Below are 26,664 nucleotides of genomic sequence, written 5' to 3'. Positions count from 1 at the left end.
AGATGCCGGGAGCCGGGATTATCAAGGGTGCTGCGGTAGCACCCTTGATTCGTTCACCGTTTCGGTAAGTTCAGGGATCGGTAAACTTTCAGTGAACGGAATAAATTCGGTCTGTCAGAGAAATGGATATAAACCCTGGCATCATCCTTGCATTACCTCCAGCAGACATCCCCGGAGGCAATATGCACGAAATCACCCTCTGCCAACGCGCACTGGAACTCATCGAAGCTCAAGCCCGCCAACACGGTGCCACCCGCGTCACTGGTGTTTGGCTTGAAGTAGGCGCTTTCTCATGCGTTGAGCAAAGCGCGCTGGAGTTCTGTTTCGAATTAGTGTGCCGCGACACATTAGCCGAAGGCTGCCAGCTTCATATTCATCAACAAGAAGCGGAATGCTGGTGCTACGACTGCCAGCAACACATCACCTTGTTAACCCAGCTGGTACGGCGCTGCCCGTTGTGCGAAGGCAGCAATTTACGCGTAGTGGCAGACGATGGCGTGCAGATTAAGCGTCTGGAAGTGGAGGAGACGAATCATGTGTAGTACTTGTGGTTGCGCTGAAGGCAACTTGTATATAGAAGGCGACGAGCGCAATCCGCACTCTGGTTTCCGTAGTGCACCTTTCGCGCCAGCATCACGCGCTTTAACGCCAATCACCGGCGTTAAATTTGCACCAACGACAGATGAGCAGGGCGATCTGCATTATGGCCACGGTGCCGCAGGCACCCATGCGCCGGGCATGACCCAGCGCCGTATGCTGGAAATCGAACTCAACGTGCTGGATAAAAACAACCAGCTCGCTGTTTATAACCGTGAGCAGTTTGCGAAACAGCAACAGCTGGTGCTTAACCTGGTTTCAAGCCCGGGTTCCGGTAAAACCACCTTGCTTACTGAAAGCTTAAAACGCCTGCACGGTAATGTGCCTTGTGCCGTTATTGAAGGCGATCAGCAAACCGTGAACGATGCCGAACGCATTCGTGCTACTGGTACGCCAGCCATTCAGGTGAATACCGGTAAAGGCTGCCATCTCGATGCGCAGATGATTCGTGATGCCATGCAGCGTTTGCCGCTTGAGCGTAACGGGATTCTGTTTATCGAAAACGTTGGCAACCTGGTGTGCCCGGCGAGTTTTGATCTTGGCGAACGCCACAAAGTAGCGGTGCTTTCGGTGACCGAAGGCGAAGACAAACCGCTTAAGTATCCGCATATGTTTGCCGCTTCTTCCTTAATGCTGCTCAACAAAATCGACCTGCTGCCGTATTTGCAGTTCGATGTTGATAAGTGTCTCGACTACGCCCGCCAGGTGAATCCGAATATTGAAATCTTGTTGGTTTCTGCGACCAGTGGCGAAGGTATGGATGAGTGGCTCAACTGGCTGGAGACGCAACGATGTGCATAGGCATTCCAGGCCAGATTGTTGAAAAACTGCCAGACGGCAGCGCTAAAGTAGATGTGTGTGGTATCAAACGCGATGTAAACCTGATGCTGGTGGGCGATGCGCAAATTGGCCAGTGGGTGCTGGTTCATGTTGGTTTTGCAATGGCGATTATTGATGAAGCCGAAGCTCGCGACACCTTAGATGCCCTGCAAAACATGTTTGAAGTGGAACCCGATGTTGGTGGTCTGCTGTTTGGGGAAGAACGCGGATGATGCACTTCGTTGACGAATACCGTGCGCCGGAAAAAGTCATGCAGCTTATTGATGTACTCCGTGAACGCGCCCCAAAACTGACTTACACGGCAGAACGTCCTCTGCGCATTATGGAAGTCTGTGGCGGGCATACTCACGCTATCTTTAAGTTTGGCCTCGACCAACTGCTGCCAGAAAATATTGAGTTTATCCACGGACCGGGTTGCCCGGTGTGTGTGTTACCGATGGGGCGCATTGATGCGTGTATTGAAATCGCCAGCCATCCGGAAGTGATTTTTTGTACCTTTGGCGACGCCATGCGTGTGCCGGGTAAAAACGGTTCGCTGATGCAGGCGAAAGCACGTGGCGCAGATGTGCGCGTGGTTTACTCGCCAATGGACGCTCTGGCTATTGCGAGCCAGAACCCGGATCGCAAAGTGGTATTTTTCGGCCTCGGTTTTGAAACAACGATGCCGACCACTGCTATTACGCTCAAACAAGCGAAAGCGCAGGGCATCAATAATTTCTACTTTTTCTGCCAGCACATTACGCTTATTCCCACGCTGCGTAGTTTGTTGGAGCAGCCGGATAACGGCATTGATGCTTTCCTGGCGCCCGGCCACGTCAGCATGGTGATTGGCACTGAAGCCTATGACTTTATTGCCACCGAGCATCAGCGCCCGCTAGTGGTTGCTGGATTTGAACCACTGGATTTGCTGCAAGGCGTGGTGATGCTGGTTGAGCAAAAAATCCATCAAAACAGCAAGGTGGAGAACCAATACAAACGTGTGGTGCCGGATGCCGGTAATAGCCTTGCGCAGGAAGCTATCGCAGACGTCTTTACCGTACGTGGTGATGCCGAATGGCGTGGGCTTGGCACTATAAGCGATTCCGGCGTTCAACTGACTGACGAGTATCGTCAGTTTGATGCGGAAGATCATTTCAAACCCGCACCGCAGCAAGTTTACGACGACCCGCTTGCCCGTTGTGGCGATGTGCTCACCGGGCGCTGTAAACCGCATCAATGTCCGATGTTTGGTAAAACCTGTAATCCACAAAATGCCTTTGGCGCACTGATGGTGTCATCTGAAGGGGCATGTGCTGCCTGGTATCAATATCGCAGCCAGGAGAGTGAAGCATGAAAACTATTGAATTGGCCCACGGCAGCGGCGGCCAGGCAATGCAAAAATTGGTAGCTGACTTGTTTATGCAGGCGTTTGATAATCCCTGGCTTGCAGAGCAAGAAGATCAGGCGCGTTTACCGCTGGCTGAACTCACTGCAAGTGGAGATCGCCTGGCATTTTCAACCGACAGCTATGTTATCGACCCGCTGTTTTTCCCCGGTGGTGATATCGGCAAGTTAGCCATTTGCGGGACGGCGAACGATGTTGCTGTCAGCGGTGCAACCCCACGCTGGTTATCCTGCGGGTTTATCCTTGAAGAAGGCTTGCCGCTTGAAACGCTCGAACGTGTGGTCACCAGCATGGCTGCAACCGCAAAAGCGGCCGGTATCGCGGTGGTTACTGGTGATACCAAAGTTGTACAGCGTGGAGCGGCAGATAAGCTGTTTATCAATACGGCTGGGATTGGCGCAATTCCCGTAGGTTTGAACTGGGGCACGCAACAGATCGGCGTGGGTGATGTGCTGATCGTCAGTGGAACTCTGGGTGACCACGGAGCGACTATCCTAAATCTGCGAGAATCGCTGGGTCTGGAAGGTGCGCTGATCAGTGACTGTGCGGTGCTGGCACCTCTAATCGCGCCACTGTTGAATATTCCCGGCGTTAAAGCGTTGCGTGACGCGACGCGCGGTGGCGTGAATGCTGTATTGCATGAGTTTGCAGCGTCGTGTGGTTGTGGAATGGAAGTGGCTGAAAGTCAGCTGCCATTGAACCCGGCGGTGCGTGGTGTTTGTGAGTTGCTTGGCCTCGATGCGCTTAATTTTGCCAACGAAGGTAAACTGGTTATCGCAGTAGAGCGTGAAGCTGCTGACGCGGTACTGACGGCACTGCGTGCTCATCCTTTAGGTCAGGATGCGGCAATTATTGGTGATGTTGTTGAACGTAAAGGTGTACGTGTTGCCGGGCTATATGGTGTAAAACGGACATTAGACTTGCCGCATTCAGAGCCGCTGCCACGCATTTGTTGACCTAAGCCAAGTGCGCTGTGTGCCGCCCTGGCTACACTAAAGCGTCGAGCGCTATTTGTATGATCAATATATTCCCTACCCGGTAACTCACCGGGTCTCTTTTTTGGATAAGCAAAATGCCATACACACCGATGAGCGATCTCGGGCAGCAGGGCCTATTTGATATTACGCGTACCCTGTTGCAGCAACCTGATCTCCCGGCACTTGCCAATTGCCTGACCCAACTGGCAAAGCAAGGTGCGCTGGCGAACAGAGTGAATATTCTGCTTTATCATCCGCTACATCAGCGTGTGGCCTTCTATGGCATGGACAAACACGGCAAAGAACTGCATTACGAAGATGAAATGGTGCTGGCCAATGGGCCGGTGCGGCGTGTGCTTTCGCGCCCGGAGGCGTTGATTTGTACTCAGGAAGAGTTCAATGACACCTGGCCACAGGTGATGAACCTTGAACTGTACGCCCCGTTTGGTCGTTACTGTCTGTTGCCGCTGGCCGCAGAAGGGAAAATCTTTGGCGGCTGCGAATTTATTCGCGACAACGACATTGCCTGGACAGATAAAGAACTCAACCGCATGCATACCCTGGCCCATGTTGTGGCTCTGGCTGCGGAACAAATCCAAAACCGTATCGACTCAAACCTTGGTTACCAACAACTGTGCCGCGAACGTGACGATTTCCGTATCCTGGTGGCAGTGACAAACGCGGTACTTTCTAAGCTCGATCTTGATGAACTGATAAGCGAGATCGCCAACGAGATTCACCACTATTTCTCGATAGACTCGATAAGTATTGTGCTGCGCGGAAACCGCAAAGATCGGCTTACTGTCTATTCCACCCATTTCGTGAAAGAGCAGTCGCCGATCCACGATCAGAGTGATGTCGCTTTAGGGGGGACACTTTCTGAACGGGTATTCAAAAGCGGTGAAATGCTGCTATTGAATCTGCATCACGGTGACCAGCTCGCGCCATATGAGCGCATGTTGTTTGAAATGTGGGGCAATCAAATTCAGACGCTTTGCCTGCTGCCTCTCACCTTTGGCAATAACATTGTGGGTGTGCTGAAGCTGGCGCAATGTGAAGCGGGCATCTTTACTCCGCAAAACCTCAAGCTGATGCGCCAGATTGCCGAACGTATTGCTATTGCAGTAGATAACGCGCTGGCATATCAGGAAATCAATCGCCTGAAAGAAAACCTGGTCGACGAGAACCTCTATCTCACCGAGCAAATCAATAATGTCGCCAGTGATTTTGGTGAGATTATTGGCCGCAGCGACGTGATGTCGAATGTGCTTAAACAAGTCGAGATGGTAGCGAAAAGCGACAGTACCGTGTTGATTCTTGGAGAAACAGGTACGGGTAAAGAGCTGATTGCTCGAGCAATTCACAATCTAAGCGAACGCAACAGCCGTCGTATGGTGAAAATTAACTGTGCGGCGATGCCTGCCGGGTTGTTGGAAAGCGACTTGTTTGGTCATGAGCGCGGCGCATTTACCGGTGCAAACACTCAGCGTATCGGGCGTTTTGAACTGGCAGATAAAAGCTCGCTGTTCCTTGATGAAGTTGGCGATATGCCGCTGGAGTTACAGCCTAAGCTTCTGCGCGTGCTACAGGAGCAGGAATTTGAACGCCTCGGCAGCAACAAAGTTCAGCAGGTCGATGTACGTCTGATTGCCGCCACCAATCGCAATCTGAAAGAGATGGTGAGTGAGCGTGAATTCCGAAGCGATCTCTATTATCGCCTGAATGTGTTCCCGATTATGTTGCCACCACTACGTGAGCGACCGGAAGATATTCCGCTGTTGGTGAAATCTTTCACCTTCAAAATCGCCCATCGCATGAACCGTAATATTGACAGTATTCCGGCCGAAACCTTGCGCGCGCTCAGCCGTATGGACTGGCCGGGGAATGTGCGTGAACTGGAAAATGTGATTGAACGTGCGGTGCTATTAACTCGTGGCAATGTGCTGCATCTTTCTTTGCCTGAGATGGAATATCGTCAACCTGAAGAAAAACCGACGCAGATGGTGGCAAGTGAAGAGTTTCGTGAAGGTGAAGATGAAGCGCAGCGAATTTTGCGTGTGCTGAAAGAAACCAACGGTGTAGTTGCAGGTCCACGTGGTGCGGCACAGCGATTGGGATTAAAACGCACGACGTTGCTTTCACGTATGAAACGTTTGGGGATTGATAAAGAGGGGGTTTAAACTCTGTCTATAGCCCTACACTTTTAAGCAGGTAATTAACGTCCATGGCACTGATCCCAAAAAACTATACGCGGCTGGAAAGCGGCTATCGTGAGAAAGCGTTAAAAATTTATCCGTGGGTATGCGGGCGTTGTTCGCGTGAGTTTGTGTATTCAAACTTGCGCGAGCTGACGGTTCACCATATCGATCATGATCACACCAATAACCCGGAAGATGGCAGTAACTGGGAACTTCTGTGCCTGTATTGCCACGATCATGAGCACTCCAAGTACACCGAAGCTGACCAATACGGCACAACCGTAGTCGCGGGTGAAGATGCACAGAAAGACGTGGGTGAAGCGACCTACAATCCGTTTGCAGATTTAAAGTCGATGCTCAATAAGAAGAAGTAGTTATCAGGTGGGCAAACTTTACTGTGGCCCACCTTTTATATTTTTAACTCTCTGATTCTTCATCATCTACTATTTCTGCCAAAATCGTTGTCAGTCCCTCAGGGAATATCACTTCGCCAGTCTCTAGCAACTCTGATTGCGTCCACCATTTCTGCTGACTTATCACCCGTTTTTCGTTTTCACTCCAACCCGCCTGCGAAAGCTCACTTTCAGAAGCATTGATGACATAAAAGCGCTCGTCAGCCTGTACGGTTTCACCACTCGGTAGTTGCATCATGAATGTGCGTTGTGCGACAGATGGCCCGCACTCAAGCCTTACGAGTCCAGTTTCTTCGTGTAGCTCGCGAATGGCTGCTTGTTCAAATGATTCACCGGGTTCAAGGCCGCCTCCGGGCGTTGCCCAATAAACCTTTCCTTCCAGTGCATCATCACGATGAGAAAAGCGAAATAACAGCACCGCGCCGCTATTGTTGATGATGAGCAAGCGAGAAGAAGGGCGAGTACGAATCTTCATTTTTTTGTCCCGGAACTCCAGATCACGGATAGAGATTTAAAGTTTTCCATTATAATTAAGATATATTGGCGAGCATGAAGAAAAAAATACAAGAAAAAGCTGCGTTAATTATTTGATGGTTTTAAAAAATTAATATATGGGTAGTTTTGGAAAACAATGAGCAATAAAGAGATTGTTGTTAACGTGTTGTTTTATTTGAAAAATATAAAATAACAAGAAAAATAGTAACGTAGCTAAACATATTTCAGGCTAATGCCTTTCAGGAATTATGATTTTGACCTGAAAATTTAGACGTAATATAATGGCGCTACTTTCGTATTTATCCTATGTTAATAAAATGTGTGGCTATCGTACCAGTCCTACACATCTAATGAATTTCTCTAATACTTTGTGGAAATTTCTACATTCTCCATAGGGGCAACTTTGCTAAAAAGAAATAAGGTCTTGCCATGAGTATCGAAGTTATCATTATGTTCTTAACAGCGATGACCGCCCTCCTTATCGCTCGTAAGCTCGCCTTGAAGTGTGGTCTGGTTGACAAGCCCGGTGGGCGTAAGCAACACAAAGGAGAAATTCCATTAGTCGGTGGGATATCTTTCTACTGTGCCATAGTGATTTTTTTCCTCTTTTGGCCTGAAGTTCTACCACACACAGAAACACATTTTATTCCCTACTTAGTGAGCATCTCGCTACTGCTGCTTGTCGGTATTGCCGATGATCGTTTTGACTTGCCGGTGATACCACGCGTGTTTATCCAGGCATTGTCCGCAGTTGTGATTATGGTTGATGGTCTATACCTTCAGACACTTGGCCATGTGTTGGGTGGGTACGAACTCGTACTCGGTCCAGTCGGTTATCTGGTGACGCTTTTTGCAACCTGGGCTGCAATCAATGCTTTTAATATGGTTGATGGCGTAGATGGCCTACTCGGCTCCGTTGCGAGTGCAACCTTTGCAGCTTTGATGGTGGTCTTCCTACTGGCGGGTGCTCATTTGCGCGCCATGTGGTGTTTCTTGATGATTGTTGCCTTAATCCCTTATTTAATGCTCAACATGGGGTTAATCGGGAATAAACGCTTCAAAGTATTTATGGGTGATGCTGGAAGTATGGTGATTGGTTTTACGATGCTCTGGCTGGTGATACTAGGAAGCCAGGGTGGCGAAGCTGTGATGGCTCCTGTTACGGCTCTGTGGGTAATAGCTTTGCCACTGATGGATATGGTGACTATCATGGTACGTCGCATTCGCCGTGGACATAGCCCTTTCCATCCTGACCGCGATCATTTACATCATATTTTAATGCGTAGTGGCTTAACGGCTCGCCAGACTGTGCTAGTCATGACTCTACTCACGGCAATATTTGCTGGTTTCGGGATTGTGCTTTCCAAAATTGGTGTTGCGGAGTGGTTCTCTCTGGTTGTGTTCCTCGGCTTATTTACCGGTTATTTGGTGGTAAATAATAAGCTCCAAAAACGTAATCCAGATTTGAGAGCAAAAATTGGCCGGCAGTATAACGCCGCTGCTAGTGCCGATGTACCAACAGGTAACTGATAATCCATTGAGTCCAGGAACAAAACCCAGTCATTCTGGGTTTTGTACTTTTAGACTGGAGGATGATATCCATCAGCATTGGTGTATTGCCTGGAAAGGTGGATAACACAGCCGAGAGCTATGTCATAAAGTTAGTGATCGATATAGAGATAATGTGTCCAGCTCGTCATGCGCAGCAGGATTTTGCGCAGAATCGACAAGTGCTCAACGTGGTCGGTGTACACCGCCGCCTGGGCGGTTGTGCCTTTCGGTAGCGCTTTAATCTCAGGGTTAGGGTCTAAGGAAATGTCAGCATAAATACCATCCAGCCCCGGATTTTGACTCAATCCCTGCAAGAATCCCTGTGCCTGGAAGCTACTGTTGGCAACCACCGGCAAAATCTGCTTCACCGTGCCTGGAAAAACTTTGCCAGGAATTCCGTTAAACACCACTTCGGCTTTGTCGCCTGCGTGTAAACGCAGTGCTGAATTCTGGCGGAATGCCGCATAAATATCGGTTTTTTGCAGTGGCACAAATACCATTGCCGGGCGCAGCGGCAGCGGGCGCAAGAACATGCCCGGTTTGAGTAAAACCTGCGTGACGTAACCCGCGTCTGGAGCGCGAACGGTGGTTCTGTCGAGGTTATATTGCGCCTCTTTCAGGCTGGATTTGAGCTTATATACCGTAGCGTTTTCGCCCCCGACCAGAGCGGCCAACTGTGCTTTGGTTTGGTCGCGTTTCGATTGTGCTGAACGCCATTGCGCCTGAGTCGCAAGATAGTTTTCTTGCGCCGTCACCACTTCCTGATCGGTAAACGGGCTTTTCATGCGGTCGCGGCTGCCTTCGCGGTAGCGGTTGGCATCTTTTAACGCCAGGTCACGATTAGCTTTGTACTGTTCGATATCGGCGTTTTGCGCGGCAAGTCGGGCCTTGAGCACTTCAACATTTTGCTGTGCGGTTTCAATTTCGCCTTTAATCACATCGACTTTTGACTGGTAAGGCGTGGGGTCGATTCTGAAAAGAAAATCACCTTTTTTCAGCATCTTATTGGTATTAGGGGTGACTGCAATGACCGTACCCTGGACTTCAGGAATAATCGGCACCGTCACGGTTAGCATCTGCGCGCGTTCAGTGTACGGATGGTTGTAATTCATCGTCAGGACTAAACCACTCAGCAGAATAACCCCACCTAATATTGCGGTTGGCACTGACCATTTATTCAGGGGTATTTTGAATAGTTTGAATATACAAATACAAATGGCTGCGTAAATAAGGATCAGTAATAATTCCACGATATTTCCTGGTCATTTAATTAGTCTGAATGGGGCAAGTCTTTCGGGCTATTGGCACTCTGAGCGGCGAGTTTTTTTTCAAGCAAAGCGAGGCGGGTTTGCAGTTGTACCATGGTGTCATTTTCTTTGGCGCGAAAGCCCCAGCCACGGTCTTCACGGTACAACATTGCCCAAATCCAGATAAAAGGCCATAACACATGCAGCGTTAAGAGGCTGACCCATCCGGCAGCGTGAATAGCGTCTTGATGAGGATGGTTGCGCTCAACGGCGATTTCGTAGGGGATATCGTGAATGACAATTATTCCGTAAAATACGACTAGAGCGGCAAAGCATAATAAGCCCAGTGCGAAATAATCTAAGAACATAAGAGTAATTTCCGGTGAGATGGGAACCGGAAAAGGTAGAGGGGAGACGTTAATTTGGCGAGTGGATATTTAATTAAATTTAAATTTAAATGATGTATGTTATTATTTCAACTAAGTATAAATTGTTTCTGGATATTCAATTGTTACATTTGCGATGATGCCCTGGTAAAGCATCTTGCTCAATACAGCTTTTATTTAATTTTAAACTTCTGGCATGATGCCTATAATCATAACGAACTCATTCACCGAGGAAAAATTATGCCGTTATCTGCACCCGTCAGACCGGATGAATCCATTGGGCGTTTGCTTGAAGCATTGAAGCCTTTCAGCACAGAAATGAAAGTCGTGCCTCGTAAAAGATTGCATTGGGAATATAAAGGCGAAGCGCAGCTCTATCTGTTTATCCAGGGTGAGTTGTCGGTGTTGCGCGCCACCGATGGGCTGGTGATTGCCGGTGCATACGATCCGCATTTGTTTGGTCTGGCTGAATCACTGCAAACCCTGCGCTGCCATATTCTGCGCGTCGATACTGATTCAACGATATTGCGCGTCAGTGCTAAAAAAGCTATGGAAATATTCGACCAACAAAATCTGTGGCGTGACGTATCTATTACATTAGCTTACTTTAATAGTTATCTCTTTTATCGAGATGATTTGGTGGTTCAGCAGCGTACCTATTCAGTTATTTGCAACCATCTTCAGGAAATCATCCAGTTGCCATTGGAGACGAGAATGCGTGTTTCAGTTCTTGAATATATACAAGAAAGAACACATTTATCACGCAGCAGTGTTCTTAATGTCCTGTTTGCTTTAAAGGCAACGAATCATCTCGAGCTTAAAAGAGGCGGTTATTTATTACAGATGAATGAATTACCAGATAAAATTTGACGCAAGCAAGAATACTTAAAATGTGATTCTAGCATTTTATGTCAATTACCAGACGCCATTGTGTGATGGTGCCTGGTAATTGATCTTATTGATAAGAAAAAATTTAAAAATAAACTTATTATAATTTCAAATCTGTGAACTCTCCCTCTATTATCCGTGTCGACAAACTTATGGCTTTTTAATTCTGGGTCGTTTGCTCAGAAACGGGATATGTTAGGGAATATATGAAAAAGACTCTTGTAGCTTTAATCGTGCTGAACGCTTGCGCAGTTTCTAACGTATTTGCTGCGGCAGACGCGAATACCTGGTACGGCGGCGCTAAAATGGGCTGGTCGCACTATTTTGATGCCAGCGGCAACAAAGATTTCAACGATAACGTGAGCAACGCAACTGACTTCGATTTCGATAAAGACAACGTCAGCGGCGGCGTATTTGCAGGTTATCAAGTTCTTCCATGGTTAGCGGTTGAAGGTGGATACGACTACCTGGGCAACATGGGTATCAACGGTAATAACGGTGTTGCTGGCGGAAAAATGGAAAGCCAGGGCCTGCAACTTTCTCTGAAAGCGAGCTACGGCTTGACTGATAACTGGGATATTTATGGCCGTGCTGGTGCGATGGGTTACCGCGCAGAAGTTAACAACGCAGGTCATAGCAATTTTGAAACTGGCGTGCGCCCGTTGGCCGCAGTCGGTACCGAATATGCCTTCACCAAAAACTGGGCTGGTCGTCTGGAATACCAATGGGTGAGCAACGTCGGAAACTCCAACCAGATTGGTCTCAGCAGCGATGTAAGCTCTGTATCAGCCGGTGTTGTTTATCGCTTCGGCCAGCATGATGACGCAGTAATTGCACCGGTTGTGGAACCTGCGCCAGCGGCTCCTGAGGTGAAAAAATTCAATCTGAAATCTGACGTGCTGTTCGGCTTTAACTCCGCAGAGCTGACTTCAGAAGGCCATGCGGCAATCCAGCAGCTGTATAACAGCCCGGATATGCAAGCTGCGAAAAACAGCTCAACAACAGTTGTTGGCTACAGCGATCGCCTGGGTTCAGAGCAATACAATCAGCAGCTTTCTGCTCAGCGTGCACAAGCGGTTGTTGATGCATTAATAGCGCAAGGTTTGCCTGCTCAAAATGTGCGTGCCGAAGGCCGTGGTGAAAGTGATTCCGTGACCGGCAACACCTGTGCAGACGGTATGCCTAAGTCACAACTGATTGATTGCCTGGCTCCAGACCGCCGTGTTGTGGTTGAGATTGCAGGTGAACAGTAAGCATTCACCCCTGAGAACGTGAATTCATCCCGAAAGTGCAGAAAGAAGTTACCTTGATTATTCCGTGCCACACCCTGGAAGCATGTAAGCGCATTTTTCCTGTGTGGCACGAAGTATGAGAGGTATATAAGAAATATTTCATTAATCGTCCGTTGCCCGACAAATTCGTCGGGCTTTTTTTATTTCTGTTTTGCCAGCCAAACCGCGCCGAGCATACCCGCCTTATTCCCCAGCTTGCAGGGGCGAATCGGCACTTGTAGCACATCCCAGAACTTAAACCCTTCCAGGTGACGTTCCAGCATCGGGTAGAGCATAGGCTGAGTACTGACGCCGCCGCCCAGCAAAATCGCTTGAGGATCAAATAGTGACACAACGCTATAAATCCCACGCGCCAGGTATTTCACCCAGTTGTCGATAACACCCTGAATATGCAGATCTGTTTCAGCACGGGCAAAAATATCCTGACCGCGAATTTTCTCATCTGCCGGGATATTCATCTCGCGACGGCATGCATCCATCAACCCTTTGGCTGACGCTAACTGATGCATATCCTCACCATATTTTCCTACCGGCAATACGCCAAACTCACCGGCCCTGAAGTGCGAACCGCGCATAAGTTCTCGGTTTACGATAATGCCACCGCCAATGCCGGTACCAATCGTCACGCAGACCAGCGAATCATATTCATTGCCCGCACCCAACCACATCTCACCGAGGGCTGCACAGTTAGCATCATTTTCAACGGTAATGGGCAGGTCTGTCAGTTCGCCAAAAATCTCCAGCAAATTGCAGCCGTCAAGAAACTCAAGCGCCCCCGCTTTGGGGACATTGCCGGTATGAGGGTTGATATAACCGGGAAAACTGATGGCAATCCCGGCAATTTCATTATGCTGCCGATAGCCCGCCACCACACTTTGCCAGGCATCCAGAAACTGCTGGCGGTCATAGTGAGTGTCATACTCTTCAGCGATCAGCACCTCCCCCTCTTCAGTGAATAAACCATGCTTAACGTGGGTGCCGCCCACATCGAAACTAATAAACAGGCGCATGAGCAATCCTTGTAGCGAAACGGGAAAAGGTAAACTTTAAGTATGTATCAAAACCAATAACCTGCAGGCTGATTACTCTTAATCAACGAAAAACCAATCCGTGACCTGTGTCGTAAAGCGCTCAAACATTGGCGAAGAATTCACCGCTGGCGACTACGCTTGAGAGTGCAAACGACAAGGAGATTCACATGACAAATAATCCTCCCGATACCCGAATTATCCCGGGCGAGTATGGTTTCCCGCTCAAGCTTAAACCTCGTTACGACAACTTCATTGGCGGCCAGTGGGTAGCTCCTGTCGAGGGAAAATACTACGAAAACCTTACCCCAGTTACTGGGCAACCACTATGCGAGATAGCCAGCTCCAGCAAAGGCGATATTGATTTAGCGTTAGATGCAGCGCATGAGGCAAAAGCAGGCTGGGGCGGTATGTCAGTTCAGGAACGTGCCAATATTCTGCTAAAAATTGCCGATCGCATGGAGCAGAATATTGAGCTGCTGGCGGCGGCTGAGACCTGGGATAACGGCAAACCAATCCGTGAAACCAGCGGTGCCGACGTGCCTTTGGCTATCGACCATTTCCGCTATTTTGCGTCCTGTATTCGCGCTCAGGAAGGCGGGATCAGTGAAGTGGACGGCGATACGGTGGCGTATCACTTCCATGAACCGCTCGGTGTAGTAGCACAAATTATTCCGTGGAACTTCCCACTGCTGATGGCGAGCTGGAAAATGGCTCCGGCACTGGCTGCGGGCAACTGCATCGTGCTCAAACCTGCACGTTTAACGCCGCTGTCGGTTCTGCTGCTGATGGAGTTGGTGGGCGATTTGCTACCGCCGGGTGTCATCAACGTAGTGAACGGTGCTGGCGGTGAAATCGGTGAATATCTGGCAACGTCCAAACGTATCGCCAAAGTTGCTTTTACCGGCTCCACTGAAGTGGGCCAGCAGATAATGCAGTATGCGACTCAAAACATTATCCCGGTCACGCTGGAGTTGGGCGGTAAATCCCCAAATATCTTCTTTGCTGATGTGATGGACGAAGAGGACGCATTTTTCGACAAGGCACTGGAAGGTTTTGCGCTGTTCGCCTTCAACCAGGGCGAAGTGTGTACCTGCCCGAGCCGCGCGTTGGTGCAGGAATCCATCTATGAACGCTTTATGGAGCGTGCGATTCGCCGTGTGGAATCTATCCGCAGTGGTAACCCTCTGGACTCACGTACCCAAATGGGGGCGCAGGTGTCACAAGGGCAGATGGAAACCATTCTGAACTACATCGATATCGGCAAAAAAGAAGGGGCTGATGTCCTGACTGGTGGGCGCCGCAAAGCACTGGAGGGTGACCTGAAAGCGGGTTATTACCTCGAGCCAACCATTCTGTTCGGCAAAAATAATATGCGCGTTTTCCAGGAAGAGATCTTCGGGCCGGTGCTCGCTGTGACGACCTTCAAAACTGTAGAAGAAGCATTGGAGCTGGCGAACGATACCGAATATGGCCTCGGCGCTGGTGTCTGGAGTCGTAACGGTAATCTGGCGTACAAAATGGGCCGTGGCATTCAGGCGGGGCGCGTGTGGACTAACTGTTATCACGCTTATCCAGCGCATGCGGCGTTTGGGGGCTACAAACAATCCGGTATCGGGCGTGAAACCCATAAAATGATGCTGGATCATTATCAGCAGACCAAGTGTCTGCTGGTGAGTTACTCCGATAAGCCGTTAGGGTTGTTCTGATATGAGTTGAAAAAGACACGTCTCACTCTGGCATTGGGCCAGGTGAGATGTGTTTATTACGCTATTTCTCGGCCAGGAATAGCGCCTTATCACGCAGTAAATGGTCATTGCCACGGCGGCGGGTAAAACCAATTCGGTCAAAGTATTCGAGAATTTGCACCGCTAGTTTGCGACCCACGCCGAGGCTGTCTCGGAAATCCGCAGCGCTGGTGGCTCCTTGCGTTTGATCCAGCTCGCGGATCAAATTAGCAAAGGTTTGAATCCGATCGTTACGGTAATAACGATCTTTTAAGATCGCAGTCACTAACCCAAGTTGCGCGGCAAAACGCAGTAGCTGACGTACTACTTGTTCATCTTGTTGTGTTTCCCGAGCCAGATCGCGAACCCACCAAGGGTCATCACCAAATAGTGCGTCAATTTTATCCCATACTGCCAACTGCTCTGCGGAAAAGCCCGGTTTGTGATCGGGCAGATGCAGCCAGCCTTGTCGGCTTGCGAGTAACCCTTCCTGGCGCATTTTTTCAATCAATGCCAAAACCAGTGGCTCATCTTCACTTGGTAAAGCCATGCGACGCAGACGCTCACGGCCAGGACCGGGTTGGTCGTCATGCTGTTGGTGATAGCGCTCCAGGGTATCGAGTAGTTTTTGCTTCCAGCGTGCGGCCATTTCCTCGCTAAGCAGGCTATTGCCCGCGCGCAGAAAATCGGTTCTGTTTAGCAAATCTTGCAAGCCCTGAGAGGTCAGCTGCCGCACCCAGGCGAAATCAGTCAGCGTAACGGCGCTTCGTTGTAGATGGATATCGAGCGCCTGCGGGTCATTTTCTGCCTGTTTAAGCTGTTGTAACCACGCGAGGAATGCAGGCTGGCGTTTACCGCGGCGTGGGGCATGCAGAAGAATGGCGCGCGCTCCTGCAAGTGTGACGCGAGCGGATATATCACGCAGAACCAGGCGGTCATTGTCTGCAAGCCATAACGGCGTATCCAGAACCAGTTCGGCGAGGTCATCTTCTAGCAGAGAAATGCGCCCGGTGACATGACTTGCTGCATGGTGGATATGCAGCGGCTGCCATTGTTGCAGCTGTGCATGGCTTTGCAGTTGTACGATCACGCGCTCAACTGGCTGAAGGGGTTGTTCCGCCAGCAGCCAGTCACCACGTTTGATATCCAGTTTTTCCGCATCGCCGCTAATGTTGACAGCTATGCGTTGCCCGGCAAAAGCGGTGTCGGTTTTACTATTTTGGGCATGCAAACCGCGGACACGCATCGGTTTATCAGCACCGGTTAACCATAGTGTGTCACCAATTTTTACCTCGCCACTTAATGCGGTTCCGGTCACGACCAGACCGGCACCTTTGACGGTAAAAGCACGGTCAATAGCGAGACGGAAACGATGCTGGCGCGGGTGTGCACGTTCCGGCAGAGCGAGTAGATGTGTGCGTAGCTCATCAATTCCTGTGCCGCTGGTGGCTGCTGTGACAAACAAAGCCGCCTCTTGCCAGCCAAATTCACTGAGTGTTTCCAGCACCGCTTCGCGTACTTCATCGATTCGCGCATCACTCACCCGATCGGCTTTGGTCAAGGCCACGGTTAGTGACGGTTTGCCGGTTAATTGCAAGATTGCGAGATGTTCGCGAGTTTGCGCCATCACGCCATCATCACAGGCGACAACTAACAGCGCGTGGTCGATACCTCCCACGCCTGCCAGCATATTGGCGAGGAATTTTTCATGCCCTGGCACATCAATAAAACCAGGGATGCGGCCATCGGGTTGTGGCCAGTATGCATAGCCCAGGTCGATAGTCATGCCGCGCTTTTTCTCTTCGGGCAGACGGTCAGCATTCACGCCAGTTAAGGCTTGCAGCAGGGTGGTTTTGCCGTGGTCAACATGCCCGGCGGTAGCAATAATCATGGGTTCAGGTTCTCCATGAAACCAGCTTCATCTTCAAGGCAGCGTAAATCCAGCCATAAACGCCCATCGCTGATGCGGCCAATAATCGGTTTTGGTCGTTCGCGCAGGGCTTGTGTGAGCGCGGCAAGTGTTGCGCCACGCCCATCTTTTGGTGTGAAAGTCACAGCTGCACTGGGTAGCCTATCCACCGGCAACGAGCCGCTGCCAATTTGCGATAAACATGGTTCTACGCAAACGGTAAATTGCTCGCCATATTTGCTTTCAAGGGCAGGTAACAGGCGTTGTGCAAGCTGTGTGATTTCACTGGCGTTACGGGTTAGCAAACGCAGCGTCGGCAATCGTTCGACCAATGTTTCCGGGTGTTGATAAAGGCGCAACGTCGCTTCGAGTGCAGCCAGCGTCATTTTATCGGCGCGTAATGCGCGTTTAAGCGGGTGGCTTTGAATGCGGGCGATAAGATCTTTTTTGCCGACGATAATGCCCGCTTGCGGGCCGCCGAGCAGTTTATCACCAGAGAAACTCACAAGGCTTACGCCTGCGGCGATCAACTGTTGCGGCATAGGCTCTTCTGGCAATCCCCACTGAGTTAAGTCGACCAGCGAACCGCTGCCTAAATCAGTCACAACAGGAATATTTAACTCATTACCGAGTGCTACCAGTTCTGCTTCATCGACCGCTTTAGTAAAGCCCGCAACCTGGTAATTGCTGGTGTGGACTTTCATCAATAGCGCCGTATTTTCATTCGCCGCCTGGCGGTAATCTTTCAAATGCGTGCGGTTTGTCGTGCCAACTTCCACAAGTTGGCAACCCGCCTGGCGCATCACATCAGGAATACGGAATGCACCACCTATTTCGACCAGCTCGCCACGTGAAACTACAACCTCTTCGCCGCTGGCACATGCCGCCAGCATCAGCAATACGGCTGCCGCATTGTTATTAACGATACAGGCGTCTTCCGCACCGGTCAGTTCGCAAAGCAGGCCCGCCAATGCTCTGTCACGGTGCCCGCGCTCTGCACCATGTAAATCATATTCCAGTGTTACGGGGTAGCGCATTGCCTGAGTCACAGCTTCAATTGCGGCTTCTGCCTGCAATGCGCGACCCAGGTTGGTATGCAGTACCGTGCCGGTCAGGTTAAATACTGGTAATAGGGCGCTGCGCTGGCCTGACTCAAGCTGAAGCTGCGCATGAGCTGCCCAATCGCTGTTCCAGGGCGGCAGGATCTCCTGAGTACGAATGTGTTCCCGTGCCACCTCCAGCATCTCTCGTAAGGTGTTCACCACCTGAGTGTGGCCGAAATGGTGCAGCAAAGTACTGAATGAGGCGTCACGTAACAGTTTATCGATTGCTGGAAGTTGGCTGTACAAGGTGCGATGGGTAGTCATAGCAAGCCGCAGAATGGTGAAATATTGCGATAGTTTACAGGGGGAGTTGCCCCCCTGTCATGGCGGGAGATCATGCTGTTGGCGGTTCAGTACGTGCAAAACTTTCCCGTTCGAAAAGTTTCTCCACCAGTTTGACTAAATGTGGGCGATCGACACACCAGCCTGGCGAAACGCGACGGAAATTGAGGTAGCCCACAGCGCATGCCACCGCAATGGTCGCGACGCTTAGGTTTTCCGCATCCAGTTTTTTATCTGCGACGTACTGTTCGAGCAGTGTCAGGCTACGGCTTATTTTTTCACGTTGGCGTAGCAGTTCCGTTTCAGATTGCTGCTCCGGCGGGCGCTGGCGTTCACGCACCGAAACCAGGGCCGCGTCCATAATGCCATCGGCCAGCGCTTCTATCTGGCGCATCTGTAACGCAGCTAAGGGATCGCGTGGGATTAGTGCTGGGGCAATATCCAACAGCTCAAGATATTCGGCAATTACCGGTGAATCGAACCAGTATTGCCCATCGCCGGTGACCAGCGCCGGGACTTTGCCTAGCGGGTTGTATTGCGGCGTGGTGCTTTCTGAAGTCCAGGGGTTATCGTTTACAAACTCAAACGTGATGCCCTTTTCCAGCAGGATCACTGAGATTTTGCGCACATACGGGCTGGTGTAATTACCGATAAGTTTCATTACATCGTCCATTTTAATCGACAAAGGGTAAGTATGGATCAGGAAGACTTAAGACGCCTGGGATCCCACGATGTTGTTTGCCGCTGCGCTGTAATTTTCTGACAAAATCCATTCTCGCCCTATGCCCGATTTGCCCTGGATCACACTCGCAAAAATCCACGTAAAATATTTTGTGAATCTCATCACATTTAAATAACAAAGTACCTCTCGTGAAATGTGATGCTAATCACACAAAGGCGTCAATGATGAGCAAAATTCAGCCGCTGTGTTTTTTTTACACACCAATTATGTGATCTGGATCGCCTGATCATGCCTCACCACACCCTGCAATGAGTGATCTTAGTCACACAAAATCTAGCCTGCTGGACACCTTAACGATTCAGTGCCAGATTTGCGTCACTTAGAACATCTGGCAGCGTTGCTTGCCACCACATTAACAATAAACCTCGGGCTTCTTTTCAGCGCGTAAACACAATAAGGGGTGTGCGTATGTCATCCGATATCAAGATCAGAGTGCAAAGCTTTGGTCGTTTCCTGAGTAACATGGTAATGCCAAATATCGGTGCGTTTATCGCCTGGGGTATTATCACCGCCTTATTTATCCCGACCGGTTGGTTGCCAAGTGAAACACTGGCGAAACTGGTAGGCCCAATGATTACCTACCTGCTGCCATTGCTCATCGGTTATACCGGTGGTCGTTTGATTGGTGGTGACCGTGGTGGTGTGGTGGGTGCAATCACCACCATGGGTGTTATCGTCGGTGCGGATATGCCGATGTTCCTCGGCGCGATGATTGCAGGCCCTCTGGGTGGCTGGGCGATTAAACATTTCGACGCGTGGGTAGACGGCAAAATCAAATCCGGCTTTGAAATGCTGGTGAACAACTTCTCCGCTGGCATCATCGGTATGATTCTGGCGATTCTGGCGTTCATGGGTATCGGCCCTGCGGTTGAAGTCCTGTCCAAAGTTCTGGCGGCAGGCGTTAACTTCATGGTTGTCCATGACATGTTGCCACTGGCTTCTATCTTCGTAGAACCAGCGAAAATCCTGTTCCTGAACAACGCCATCAACCACGGTATCTTCTCGCCGCTGGGTATTCAGCAGTCCCACGAACTGGGCAAATCAATCTTCTTCCTGATTGAAGCAAACCCAGGTCCAGGTATGGGCGTATTGCTGGCGTACATGTTCTTTGGTCGTGGTAATGCTAAGCAGTCTGCGGGTGGCGCGGCAATCATCCACTTCCTGGGCGGTATCCACGAAATTTACTTCCCATATGTGCTGATGAACCCACGTCTGATTCTGGCCGTTATCCTCGGCGGTATGACTGGCGTGTTCACTCTGACTCTGCTGAACGGCGGCCTGGTTTCTCCGGCATCTCCGGGTTCCATCCTGGCGGTTCTTGCGATGACGCCAAAAGGTGCTTACTTCGCGAACATCGCAGCTATTGTGGCAGCAACAGTGGTGTCCTTCGTGGTATCAGCCATCTTGCTGAAAACCAGCAAAGTGAAAGAAGAAGACGATATCGAAGCAGCAGCTCGCCGTATGGCTGAGATGAAAGCTGAGTCCAAAGGTGCAACTGCGCCACTGGCGGTCGGTGCAGGCTTGTCTAACGACCTGAGCCACGTGCGCAAAATCATCGTAGCGTGTGATGCAGGCATGGGTTCAAGTGCTATGGGTGCCGGCGTGCTGCGTAAGAAAGTCAGCGATGCAGGCCTGAAAAATATCTCCGTCACTAACTGTGCAATCAACAGCCTGCCGGATGATGTTGACCTGGTGATTACCCACCGTGACCTGACCGAGCGTGCGATGCGCCAGGTTCCACAGGCACAGCATATTTCCCTGACTAACTTCCTCGACAGCAGCTTGTACTCCAACCTGACCGAGCGTCTGGTGGCCTCCCATAACCTGAGCGAGAAAGAAGTGAAGGTGATGACCAGCCTGGAAGACAGCTTTGTACCAAGTGAAGAAGGGCTGTTCCGCCTGGGTGCGGGCAACGTGTTCCTCGGCCTGACTGCTACCAACAAAGAAGAAGCCATTCGCTTTGCGGGTGAGCAACTGGTGAATGGTGGTTACGTCCAGCCTGAATATGTTGATGCGATGTTTGAGCGTGAAAAACTGACCCCAACTTATCTGGGTGAAGGTATCGCCGTTCCACACGGTACAGTTGAAGCGAAAGACCGCGTACTGAAAACCGGCGTTGTGTTCTGCCAGTATCCACACGGTGTTCACTTCGGTGAAGAAACTGATGATATTGCCCGCCTGGTTATCGGTATTGCTGCTCGCAATAACGAACACATCCAGGTTATCACCAGCCTGACCAACGCGCTGGATGATGATTCAGTAATTGATCGCCTGGCCAATACCACCAGTGTTCAGGAAGTTCTCGACCTGCTGGCAGGTAAGAAGTAAGTCTCCATTTCCCTCTCCCCAATGGGAGAGGGCTCTGGTGAGGGTGGTCAATACCACAAACCTCCTCACCCGAACCCTCTCGGGTAATTCAAATTTAAGAAGGTGAACGACATGAAAGCATTACATTTTGGTGCAGGTAATATCGGACGTGGCTTTATCGGAAAACTGCTGGCAGACGCTGGTATTCAACTGACCTTTGCCGATGTGAACCAGACTGTGCTGGACGCGCTGAATGCGCGCCATAGCTACCAGGTTCACGTTGTTGGCGAGCAAAAGCAAATCGATACCGTTTCCAATGTTAATGCTGTTAGCAGCATTGGCGATGAAGTTATTACCCTGATTGCCGATGTGGACCTGGTGACCACGGCAGTCGGCCCGGTCGTGCTTGAACGCATTGCACCAGCCGTGGCGAAAGGTCTGGTTCTACGTCGTACCAACGGTAATGAGAAACCGCTGAACATCATCGCTTGCGAGAATATGGTGCGCGGCACCAGCCAGCTTAAAGCTCATGTCATGAAGGCGCTTTCAGAAGATGATCAAGCGTGGGTTGAGCAGCACGTTGGCTTTGTTGATTCCGCCGTTGACCGTATCGTTCCACCGTCAGAATCTGCCACTAATGACCCGCTTGAAGTCACGGTTGAAACATTCAGCGAATGGATTGTTGATAAAACCCAGTTCAAAGGTGATCTCCCGAACATTCCTGGCATGGAACTTACTGATAATCTGATGGCGTTTGTTGAGCGCAAACTCTTCACGCTGAATACCGGGCATGCTATAACCGCATACCTTGGCCAACTGGCCGGTCATCAGACCATTCGCGATGCGATTCTGGATGAAAAAGTCCGTAGCGTCGTGAAAGGTGCAATGGACGAAAGTGGTGCGGTGCTGATCAAGCGCTACGGTTTTGATGCAGACAAGCACGCAGCCTACATCCAGAAAATCCTTGGTCGTTTCGAGAATCCTTATCTGAAAGATGATGTGGAGCGCGTTGGCCGCCAGCCGCTGCGTAAATTGAGTGCGGGTGACCGTCTGATTAAACCGCTGCTGGGCACTATCGAATACGGTTTACCACGCCAATACCTGATCAAAGGTATTGCTGCGGCGATGCATTACCGCAGTGCGGAAGACCCGCAAGCGCAAGAGCTTGAGAAATTGCTGGCAGAAAAAGGCCCGCAGGCGACGCTTGCTGAAATTTCTGGCCTCGATGCCAATAGCGATGTTGTGGCAGAAGCGGTGAGCGCATACAACGGCAAATAGTGATGGAAAGCGGGTGCGGCAAGAAGTGGCTGCACCCAATAATACTTTTAGTGATGTAGGCAAAGATGGAAGAAACCCAGGCCTTTGAAAACCGTGTGCTTGAGCGTCTTAATGCCGGTAAAACCGTACGCAGCCTGCTGATCACCGCGGTTGAGCTTCTTACCGAAGCGGTGAATATCCTGGTGTTGCAGGTCTTCCGTAAAGACGATTATGCGGTGAAATACGCGGTTGAACCGTTATTGGATGGCGATGGCCCGTTAGGGGATCTTTCCGTGCGTCTCAAACTTATCTACGGCCTCGGCGTGCTTAATCGCCCAGAGTACGAAGATTGCGAGCTGCTTATGGCGCTGCGCGAAGAGTTGAATCACGACGGTAGCGAATATAATTTTACCGACGATGAGATGCTCGGCCCGTTCGGTGAACTGCATTGTGTTTCAGCCCTGCCGCCGACGCCAAAGTTTGTTGATGGCAGCGATCCTGAGCTGTTTGCCATGCAAAAACAGCGCTATCAACAAATTGTTCGATCGACGATGGTGCTCTCTTTGACCGAGCTGATCTCCCGGATCAGCTTAAAAAAAGCCTTCCAGAAGTAAGTCCCTCTCACGCCGAATGGTGTATCCTTGCCAGCAATGAACTTTATTCACGGTTAATCAAAAATGAAAGAAATCGAAAAAGCAGAAATCAAACGCCTGAGCGATCGCCTCGATCTTATCCGTCACGAGATGCCAGAACTGCATCTGATCAACGATGCTGAAAAGTACGCTGAGATGGAAAAAGAGAAAGCGAAACTGGAAATTGAGATCGTTCGCCTGCAAGCGGTGCGTAACCAGAAGCTGAGCAAAGAAGCACAAAAACTGATGGCGTTGCCGTACAAGCGTCCCATCACTAAGAAAGAACAAGCCAACATGGGCGCTCTGAAGAAAGCAGTGCGCGGCCTGGTTATCGTGCATCCAATGACGGCGTTAGGCCGTGAGATGGACCTCGAAGAAATGACCGGTTTTTCTAAGACTGATTTCTAATAAAGTCCGAATTTAAAAAGGGATGATCCGTTAAGGTTCATCCCTTTTATTTTTCTTAAAATTCCTGTTTTGCGAAGCTTCTAAGCAAATGCTGTTGCGCGATGCGGAACAGTAATGGTAGTGTTCCCTACAAGGGAACAGAATCCAGGGTATCATCAGATGCCTGGATCTTAAATTACGAGGACTACCATTAATGAAAATGAAAAATCCCCCACATCCAGGAGCGATTATTCAGGAAGCGCTTGATGAACTTAACGTGAGCCTGCGTGAGTTTGCCAAAGCGATGGATATCGCACCTTCAACAGCAAGCCGATTGTTAACTGAAAAAGCAGCGCTTACGCCTGAAATGGCGGTTAAGCTGGCAGTCGTGATCGGAAGTTCTGCTGATGTGTGGTTGAAATTACAAAATGCTCATAGTCTTGCTGCGGCGGAAAGAGCCGTTGATATGTCTAAATTGCAGGCTTTGCGCGATAAACTTATTCGTTCCTCCGTCCAGGCTGAAACAGGTAAGTTATCTGACGGAGATGAGGTTTTTGATAAGTTAATGCAAGATCTTAATTAAACGCCGATAAATCCGTAGGGCGGACAAGCGCAAGCGTCATCCGCCGCAATACATTACTTCAATACCTGCGGGTTCACGCAGTTCTCTTTCACATTGCCACTCAACGCCGCAATTAAATTATCCACCGCGCAAGCCGCCATGTTGTAGCGGGTTTCATGCGTTGCGGAACCGATATGCGGTAGCGCCACAACGTTCGGCAGGCTGAGAAGTGGCGAATCAACCGGCAGCGGTTCTTGCTCGAACACATCCAGACCGGCGGCGTGAATTTTGCCGTCTTTCAGTGCCTGAATTAATGCTTTTTCATCGACCACAGGCCCGCGCCCGGCGTTAATCAAAATCGCTGAAGATTTCATTTTCGCCAGCTGTTCCGCACCAATCAGATGATACGTTTCATCGGTCAGCGGCAGGGAAATACAGACGAAATCGGATTCGGCCAGCAGGGTGTCGAGGTCGCAATAACGGGCGTTAAAGCGCTCTTCCGCTTCCTGATGATGGCGACGTGCGTTATACAAAATCGGCATGTTGAAGCCGAAATGCGCCCGTTGTGCCAGCGCCAGGCCAATGCGGCCCATGCCGAGAATCCCCAGCGTTTTATGGTGCACGTCGATGCCAAACCAGTCCGCGCCAATACCGCCTTTCCACTCACCGGCTTTCACGCGTTCAGCCACTTCCACCGCGCGGCGAGCCGTCGCCAGCACCAGCGTCATCATGGTGTCCGCAACGGTTTCGGTGAGCACCGTTGGCGTGTGCATCAGTACAATTCCACGCGCATTCAGGGCATCGACATCAAAATTGTCATAGCCCACGGACACCGTTGAAGCCGCACGCAGCTTAGGAGTGTGGGACAGAAACTCTTTTCCGACCGTTTCACTGGAACCCAAAATCCCTTCCGCATTAGCGAAAACATCCGCGTTTTTTTGGAGATTTTCAGCACTCAGTGAACTGACTTGAGTGACGGTAAAGTGACTTTCAAGACGGGCAAGCAGGTCGTCAGGTAACTTTTTGTAGAGGATGACGGACGGCTTCATGGCGTTCTCCGTTGAACAGTTTAAAAATCGCCGGGCGGTATAACGACCGCCCGACTTGAAATTAGGCGTGGTGTGCTCTCACCGGAACTTGTTGGTTTATCGCCGGTTTCACTATCAGAGTTAGCCACACCGAGGCAAGCAATGCTACCCCCATAAATACATAGGAGGCGGCCGGGCTGCCGGTTGCGCCATTAAGGTAACCAACAAACCAGGAGCCAACAAACGAACCGAGAGCGCCCATGCTATTAATTAATGCCATCGCGCCACCGGCAACGTTGCGCGGCAGCATTTCCGGAATAATCGCGAAGAATGGGCCATAAGGTGCATACATTGCAGCACCAGCAATCACCAGCAGAGTGTAGGAAACCCAGAAGTGATCGGCACCTACCAACCAGGAGCCGAGGAATGCAAACGCGCCAATAAGCAGTAATGGCCAGACAAAAAGCTTACGGTTTTGCATTTTGTCCGAGGCCCAGGAGACAACAATCATGGCGATGGTCGCCGCCAGATACGGAACCGATGACAACCAACCAACTTCAACCATTCCCATGCCCGCGGCACCTGCGTTACGGATGATTGATGGCAGCCATAGCACGAAGCCATATACGCCAATACTCCAGCAGAAATACTGCATGCAAAGCAGCACAACATTACGCGAGCGGAAGGCTTCGCTGTAATTACGTACCGCTTTAATCCCTTCTTGTTCTTTCTCAAGTTGCGCCTGCAACGCCGCTTTTTCAGCATCAGATAACCAGCCAACCTGGGTCGGTTTGTCTTTTACCAGCACCCACCAGGCGAATGCCCAGATGACCGCCGGAATACCTTCAAAGATAAACATTTCGCGCCAGCCGAATGCCTGAATCAGGTAGCCGGAAACGACAGACATCCACAGCACCGTCACCGGATTACCAAGAATTAAGAAGGTGTTAGCCCGCGAACGTTCAGATTTAGTAAACCAGTTGCTGATGTAAATCAGCATTGCTGGCATCACGGCGGCTTCAACTACGCCGAGGATAAAACGAATCGCCGCCAGCGCTGGAATGTTGCTGACCATGCCGGTTAATGAGGCACAAGCACCCCATAAAATCAGGCAGACAAAGATCAGTTTGCGTACGCTGCGGCGCTCGGCATACATCGCCCCTGGGATCTGGAAGAAGAAATAACCGAGGAAGAATAGTGCTCCCAGCAGCGACGAAATACCTTTAGTGATGCCGAGGTCTTCGTTAATGCCTGCGGCGGAAGCGAAACTAAAGTTGGCACGATCAAGGTACGCCAGGCTGTAGGTGATAAACACGATTGGCATGATGTACCACCAACGTTTTGGCGCAATTGTCTTTGATGAAAGTGACTGGGTTTTCATAGGCTAGCCTCTATGTTGAGGAGAGACGCATCATGCCGAGTGTAGGGCACA

Annotated in this window: 24 protein-coding genes and 1 pseudogene; 16 read left to right on the top strand and 9 right to left on the bottom strand. The window is 50.3% G+C overall.

The annotated features are described in order from the left end of the window. Positions 1-182 precede the first annotated feature (182 nt). The 7 genes from hypA to yajD all read left to right on the top strand — a co-directional run bounded on the left by hypA (position 183) and on the right by yajD (position 6,370). A complete protein-coding gene (gene hypA, locus LVQ77_RS15450) occupies positions 183-542 on the top strand; it encodes a hydrogenase maturation nickel metallochaperone HypA (RefSeq protein ID WP_034460458.1) in 360 nt (119 codons plus the stop codon). After that, positions 535-1,398 carry a hydrogenase nickel incorporation protein HypB gene (hypB, locus tag LVQ77_RS15445; RefSeq protein ID WP_232904894.1) on the top strand — a complete coding sequence of 288 codons (864 nt, stop codon included), beginning with the start codon at positions 535-537 and terminating at the stop codon, positions 1,396-1,398. Before hypA ends, hypB begins: the two co-directional genes overlap by 8 nt. Continuing rightward, positions 1,389-1,649 carry a HypC/HybG/HupF family hydrogenase formation chaperone gene (locus tag LVQ77_RS15440; protein ID WP_034460456.1) on the top strand — a complete coding sequence of 87 codons (261 nt, stop codon included), beginning with the start codon at positions 1,389-1,391 and terminating at the stop codon, positions 1,647-1,649. The genes hypB and LVQ77_RS15440 overlap by 10 nt, the downstream gene beginning before the upstream one ends. Beyond that, positions 1,649-2,770, top strand: coding sequence for a hydrogenase formation protein HypD (gene hypD / locus LVQ77_RS15435; protein WP_232864025.1), 1,122 nt, complete (start codon positions 1,649-1,651; stop codon positions 2,768-2,770). Before LVQ77_RS15440 ends, hypD begins: the two co-directional genes overlap by 1 nt. Continuing rightward, positions 2,767-3,777 (top strand): hydrogenase expression/formation protein HypE, encoded by a 1,011-nt coding sequence (hypE, locus tag LVQ77_RS15430; protein WP_232863875.1) that lies wholly within the window; start codon positions 2,767-2,769, stop codon positions 3,775-3,777. Before hypD ends, hypE begins: the two co-directional genes overlap by 4 nt. Positions 3,778-3,893: 116 nt before the next feature. Continuing rightward, positions 3,894-5,978, top strand: a complete 2,085-nt coding sequence (gene flhA, locus LVQ77_RS15425) for a formate hydrogenlyase transcriptional activator FlhA (RefSeq protein WP_232863874.1) — start codon at positions 3,894-3,896, stop codon at positions 5,976-5,978. 44 nt (positions 5,979-6,022) lie between these two features. Further along, complete coding sequence (gene yajD / locus LVQ77_RS15420) at positions 6,023-6,370, top strand: HNH nuclease YajD (protein ID WP_034460453.1); 348 nt, start codon at positions 6,023-6,025, stop codon at positions 6,368-6,370. A 43-nt stretch (positions 6,371-6,413) separates the two neighbouring features. On the opposite strand, the gene LVQ77_RS15415 is transcribed toward yajD, so the two are convergent. Next, positions 6,414-6,878, bottom strand: a complete 465-nt coding sequence (locus tag LVQ77_RS15415; protein WP_232904967.1) for an NUDIX hydrolase — start codon at positions 6,876-6,878, stop codon at positions 6,414-6,416. A gap of 455 nt (positions 6,879-7,333) precedes the next feature. On the opposite strand from LVQ77_RS15415, the gene wecA reads away from it, so the two are divergent. Then, positions 7,334-8,434: a UDP-N-acetylglucosamine--undecaprenyl-phosphate N-acetylglucosaminephosphotransferase gene (gene wecA, locus LVQ77_RS15410; RefSeq protein WP_232904892.1), complete on the top strand. Its 1,101-nt coding sequence runs from the start codon at positions 7,334-7,336 to the stop codon at positions 8,432-8,434. A 131-nt stretch (positions 8,435-8,565) separates the two neighbouring features. On the opposite strand, the gene LVQ77_RS15405 is transcribed toward wecA, so the two are convergent. Both LVQ77_RS15405 and LVQ77_RS15400 read right to left on the bottom strand, forming a co-directional pair. Further along, on the bottom strand, positions 8,566-9,705 hold the full coding sequence (locus LVQ77_RS15405; RefSeq protein WP_232904889.1) for an HlyD family secretion protein: 1,140 nt from the start codon (positions 9,703-9,705) through the stop codon (positions 8,566-8,568). Positions 9,706-9,725: 20 nt separating this feature from the next. Further along, positions 9,726-10,070, bottom strand: coding sequence for a DUF3302 domain-containing protein (locus LVQ77_RS15400; RefSeq protein WP_232904888.1), 345 nt, complete (start codon positions 10,068-10,070; stop codon positions 9,726-9,728). A 258-nt stretch (positions 10,071-10,328) separates the two neighbouring features. Between LVQ77_RS15400 and LVQ77_RS15395 the strand changes: the two genes are divergently transcribed. Next, complete coding sequence (locus LVQ77_RS15395; protein WP_151993757.1) at positions 10,329-10,958, top strand: helix-turn-helix domain-containing protein; 630 nt, start codon at positions 10,329-10,331, stop codon at positions 10,956-10,958. A 224-nt stretch (positions 10,959-11,182) separates the two neighbouring features. After that, entirely contained in the window at positions 11,183-12,229 is a 1,047-nt protein-coding gene (gene ompA / locus LVQ77_RS15390) for a porin OmpA (RefSeq protein WP_232863870.1), read from the top strand. Positions 12,230-12,408: 179 nt separating this feature from the next. Here the strand turns inward: ompA and LVQ77_RS15385 are convergent, their stop codons facing one another. Next, positions 12,409-13,278, bottom strand: coding sequence for an ROK family protein (locus LVQ77_RS15385; RefSeq protein WP_064514544.1), 870 nt, complete (start codon positions 13,276-13,278; stop codon positions 12,409-12,411). Between the two features lie 188 nt (positions 13,279-13,466). Between LVQ77_RS15385 and exaC the strand changes: the two genes are divergently transcribed. Beyond that, positions 13,467-15,005 (top strand): acetaldehyde dehydrogenase ExaC, encoded by a 1,539-nt coding sequence (gene exaC / locus LVQ77_RS15380; protein WP_034460449.1) that lies wholly within the window; start codon positions 13,467-13,469, stop codon positions 15,003-15,005. 61 nt (positions 15,006-15,066) lie between these two features. Here exaC and selB read toward each other — a convergent pair whose 3' ends face one another. From selB to LVQ77_RS15365, 3 genes are all read right to left on the bottom strand, one after another. After that, on the bottom strand, positions 15,067-16,914 hold the full coding sequence (gene selB / locus LVQ77_RS15375; protein ID WP_232904887.1) for a selenocysteine-specific translation elongation factor: 1,848 nt from the start codon (positions 16,912-16,914) through the stop codon (positions 15,067-15,069). After that, positions 16,911-18,299 (bottom strand): L-seryl-tRNA(Sec) selenium transferase, encoded by a 1,389-nt coding sequence (gene selA, locus LVQ77_RS15370; RefSeq protein WP_232904885.1) that lies wholly within the window; start codon positions 18,297-18,299, stop codon positions 16,911-16,913. The genes selB and selA overlap by 4 nt, the downstream gene beginning before the upstream one ends. Before the next feature lie 70 nt (positions 18,300-18,369). Further along, positions 18,370-18,978 carry a glutathione S-transferase gene (locus LVQ77_RS15365; RefSeq protein WP_232863867.1) on the bottom strand — a complete coding sequence of 203 codons (609 nt, stop codon included), beginning with the start codon at positions 18,976-18,978 and terminating at the stop codon, positions 18,370-18,372. Between the two features lie 489 nt (positions 18,979-19,467). On the opposite strand from LVQ77_RS15365, the gene LVQ77_RS15360 reads away from it, so the two are divergent. The 5 genes and pseudogenes from LVQ77_RS15360 to LVQ77_RS15340 all read left to right on the top strand — a co-directional run bounded on the left by LVQ77_RS15360 (position 19,468) and on the right by LVQ77_RS15340 (position 24,225). Next, on the top strand, positions 19,468-21,387 hold the full coding sequence (locus LVQ77_RS15360; protein WP_232904883.1) for a PTS mannitol transporter subunit IICBA: 1,920 nt from the start codon (positions 19,468-19,470) through the stop codon (positions 21,385-21,387). Positions 21,388-21,498: 111 nt separating this feature from the next. Next, positions 21,499-22,644 (top strand): mannitol-1-phosphate 5-dehydrogenase, encoded by a 1,146-nt coding sequence (mtlD, locus tag LVQ77_RS15355; protein ID WP_151993750.1) that lies wholly within the window; start codon positions 21,499-21,501, stop codon positions 22,642-22,644. 13 nt (positions 22,645-22,657) lie between these two features. Beyond that, positions 22,658-23,237 (top strand): annotated as a pseudogene (gene mtlR / locus LVQ77_RS15350) (mannitol operon repressor MtlR). A gap of 63 nt (positions 23,238-23,300) precedes the next feature. Next, positions 23,301-23,663: a YibL family ribosome-associated protein gene (locus LVQ77_RS15345; RefSeq protein WP_232863864.1), complete on the top strand. Its 363-nt coding sequence runs from the start codon at positions 23,301-23,303 to the stop codon at positions 23,661-23,663. A 193-nt stretch (positions 23,664-23,856) separates the two neighbouring features. Further along, on the top strand, positions 23,857-24,225 hold the full coding sequence (locus tag LVQ77_RS15340; protein ID WP_232863863.1) for a HigA family addiction module antitoxin: 369 nt from the start codon (positions 23,857-23,859) through the stop codon (positions 24,223-24,225). Positions 24,226-24,278: 53 nt separating this feature from the next. Here the strand turns inward: LVQ77_RS15340 and ghrB are convergent, their stop codons facing one another. Then, positions 24,279-25,253 carry a glyoxylate/hydroxypyruvate reductase GhrB gene (gene ghrB, locus LVQ77_RS15335; protein ID WP_151993746.1) on the bottom strand — a complete coding sequence of 325 codons (975 nt, stop codon included), beginning with the start codon at positions 25,251-25,253 and terminating at the stop codon, positions 24,279-24,281. Positions 25,254-25,314: 61 nt separating this feature from the next. After that, positions 25,315-26,613, bottom strand: coding sequence for an MFS transporter (locus LVQ77_RS15330; RefSeq protein ID WP_232904882.1), 1,299 nt, complete (start codon positions 26,611-26,613; stop codon positions 25,315-25,317). Between the last annotated feature and the right edge of the window lie 51 nt (positions 26,614-26,664).

It is taken from the genome of Buttiauxella cochleicola (genome assembly GCF_021282435.1).
Taxonomy (GTDB): Bacteria; Pseudomonadota; Gammaproteobacteria; order Enterobacterales; family Enterobacteriaceae; genus Buttiauxella; species Buttiauxella massiliensis.
This window is presented reverse-complemented; position numbering and strand designations above follow the sequence as displayed.

Coding starts and splice junctions, on each gene's coding strand:
- mtlD (WP_151993750.1), top strand. CDS start 21,499: ATGAAAGCATTACATTTTGGTGCAGGTAATATCGGACGTGGCTTTATC.
- selA (WP_232904885.1), bottom strand. CDS start 18,299: ATGACTACCCATCGCACCTTGTACAGCCAACTTCCAGCAATCGATAAA.
- ghrB (WP_151993746.1), bottom strand. CDS start 25,253: ATGAAGCCGTCCGTCATCCTCTACAAAAAGTTACCTGACGACCTGCTT.
- yajD (WP_034460453.1), top strand. CDS start 6,023: ATGGCACTGATCCCAAAAAACTATACGCGGCTGGAAAGCGGCTATCGT.
- hypA (WP_034460458.1), top strand. CDS start 183: ATGCACGAAATCACCCTCTGCCAACGCGCACTGGAACTCATCGAAGCT.
- ompA (WP_232863870.1), top strand. CDS start 11,183: ATGAAAAAGACTCTTGTAGCTTTAATCGTGCTGAACGCTTGCGCAGTT.
- LVQ77_RS15365 (WP_232863867.1), bottom strand. CDS start 18,978: ATGAAACTTATCGGTAATTACACCAGCCCGTATGTGCGCAAAATCTCA.
- LVQ77_RS15345 (WP_232863864.1), top strand. CDS start 23,301: ATGAAAGAAATCGAAAAAGCAGAAATCAAACGCCTGAGCGATCGCCTC.
- flhA (WP_232863874.1), top strand. CDS start 3,894: ATGCCATACACACCGATGAGCGATCTCGGGCAGCAGGGCCTATTTGAT.
- LVQ77_RS15360 (WP_232904883.1), top strand. CDS start 19,468: ATGTCATCCGATATCAAGATCAGAGTGCAAAGCTTTGGTCGTTTCCTG.
- LVQ77_RS15400 (WP_232904888.1), bottom strand. CDS start 10,070: ATGTTCTTAGATTATTTCGCACTGGGCTTATTATGCTTTGCCGCTCTA.
- hypB (WP_232904894.1), top strand. CDS start 535: ATGTGTAGTACTTGTGGTTGCGCTGAAGGCAACTTGTATATAGAAGGC.
- LVQ77_RS15385 (WP_064514544.1), bottom strand. CDS start 13,278: ATGCGCCTGTTTATTAGTTTCGATGTGGGCGGCACCCACGTTAAGCAT.
- LVQ77_RS15330 (WP_232904882.1), bottom strand. CDS start 26,613: ATGAAAACCCAGTCACTTTCATCAAAGACAATTGCGCCAAAACGTTGG.
- LVQ77_RS15440 (WP_034460456.1), top strand. CDS start 1,389: ATGTGCATAGGCATTCCAGGCCAGATTGTTGAAAAACTGCCAGACGGC.
- LVQ77_RS15395 (WP_151993757.1), top strand. CDS start 10,329: ATGCCGTTATCTGCACCCGTCAGACCGGATGAATCCATTGGGCGTTTG.
- LVQ77_RS15340 (WP_232863863.1), top strand. CDS start 23,857: ATGAAAATGAAAAATCCCCCACATCCAGGAGCGATTATTCAGGAAGCG.
- wecA (WP_232904892.1), top strand. CDS start 7,334: ATGAGTATCGAAGTTATCATTATGTTCTTAACAGCGATGACCGCCCTC.
- exaC (WP_034460449.1), top strand. CDS start 13,467: ATGACAAATAATCCTCCCGATACCCGAATTATCCCGGGCGAGTATGGT.
- hypE (WP_232863875.1), top strand. CDS start 2,767: ATGAAAACTATTGAATTGGCCCACGGCAGCGGCGGCCAGGCAATGCAA.
- hypD (WP_232864025.1), top strand. CDS start 1,649: ATGCACTTCGTTGACGAATACCGTGCGCCGGAAAAAGTCATGCAGCTT.
- selB (WP_232904887.1), bottom strand. CDS start 16,914: ATGATTATTGCTACCGCCGGGCATGTTGACCACGGCAAAACCACCCTG.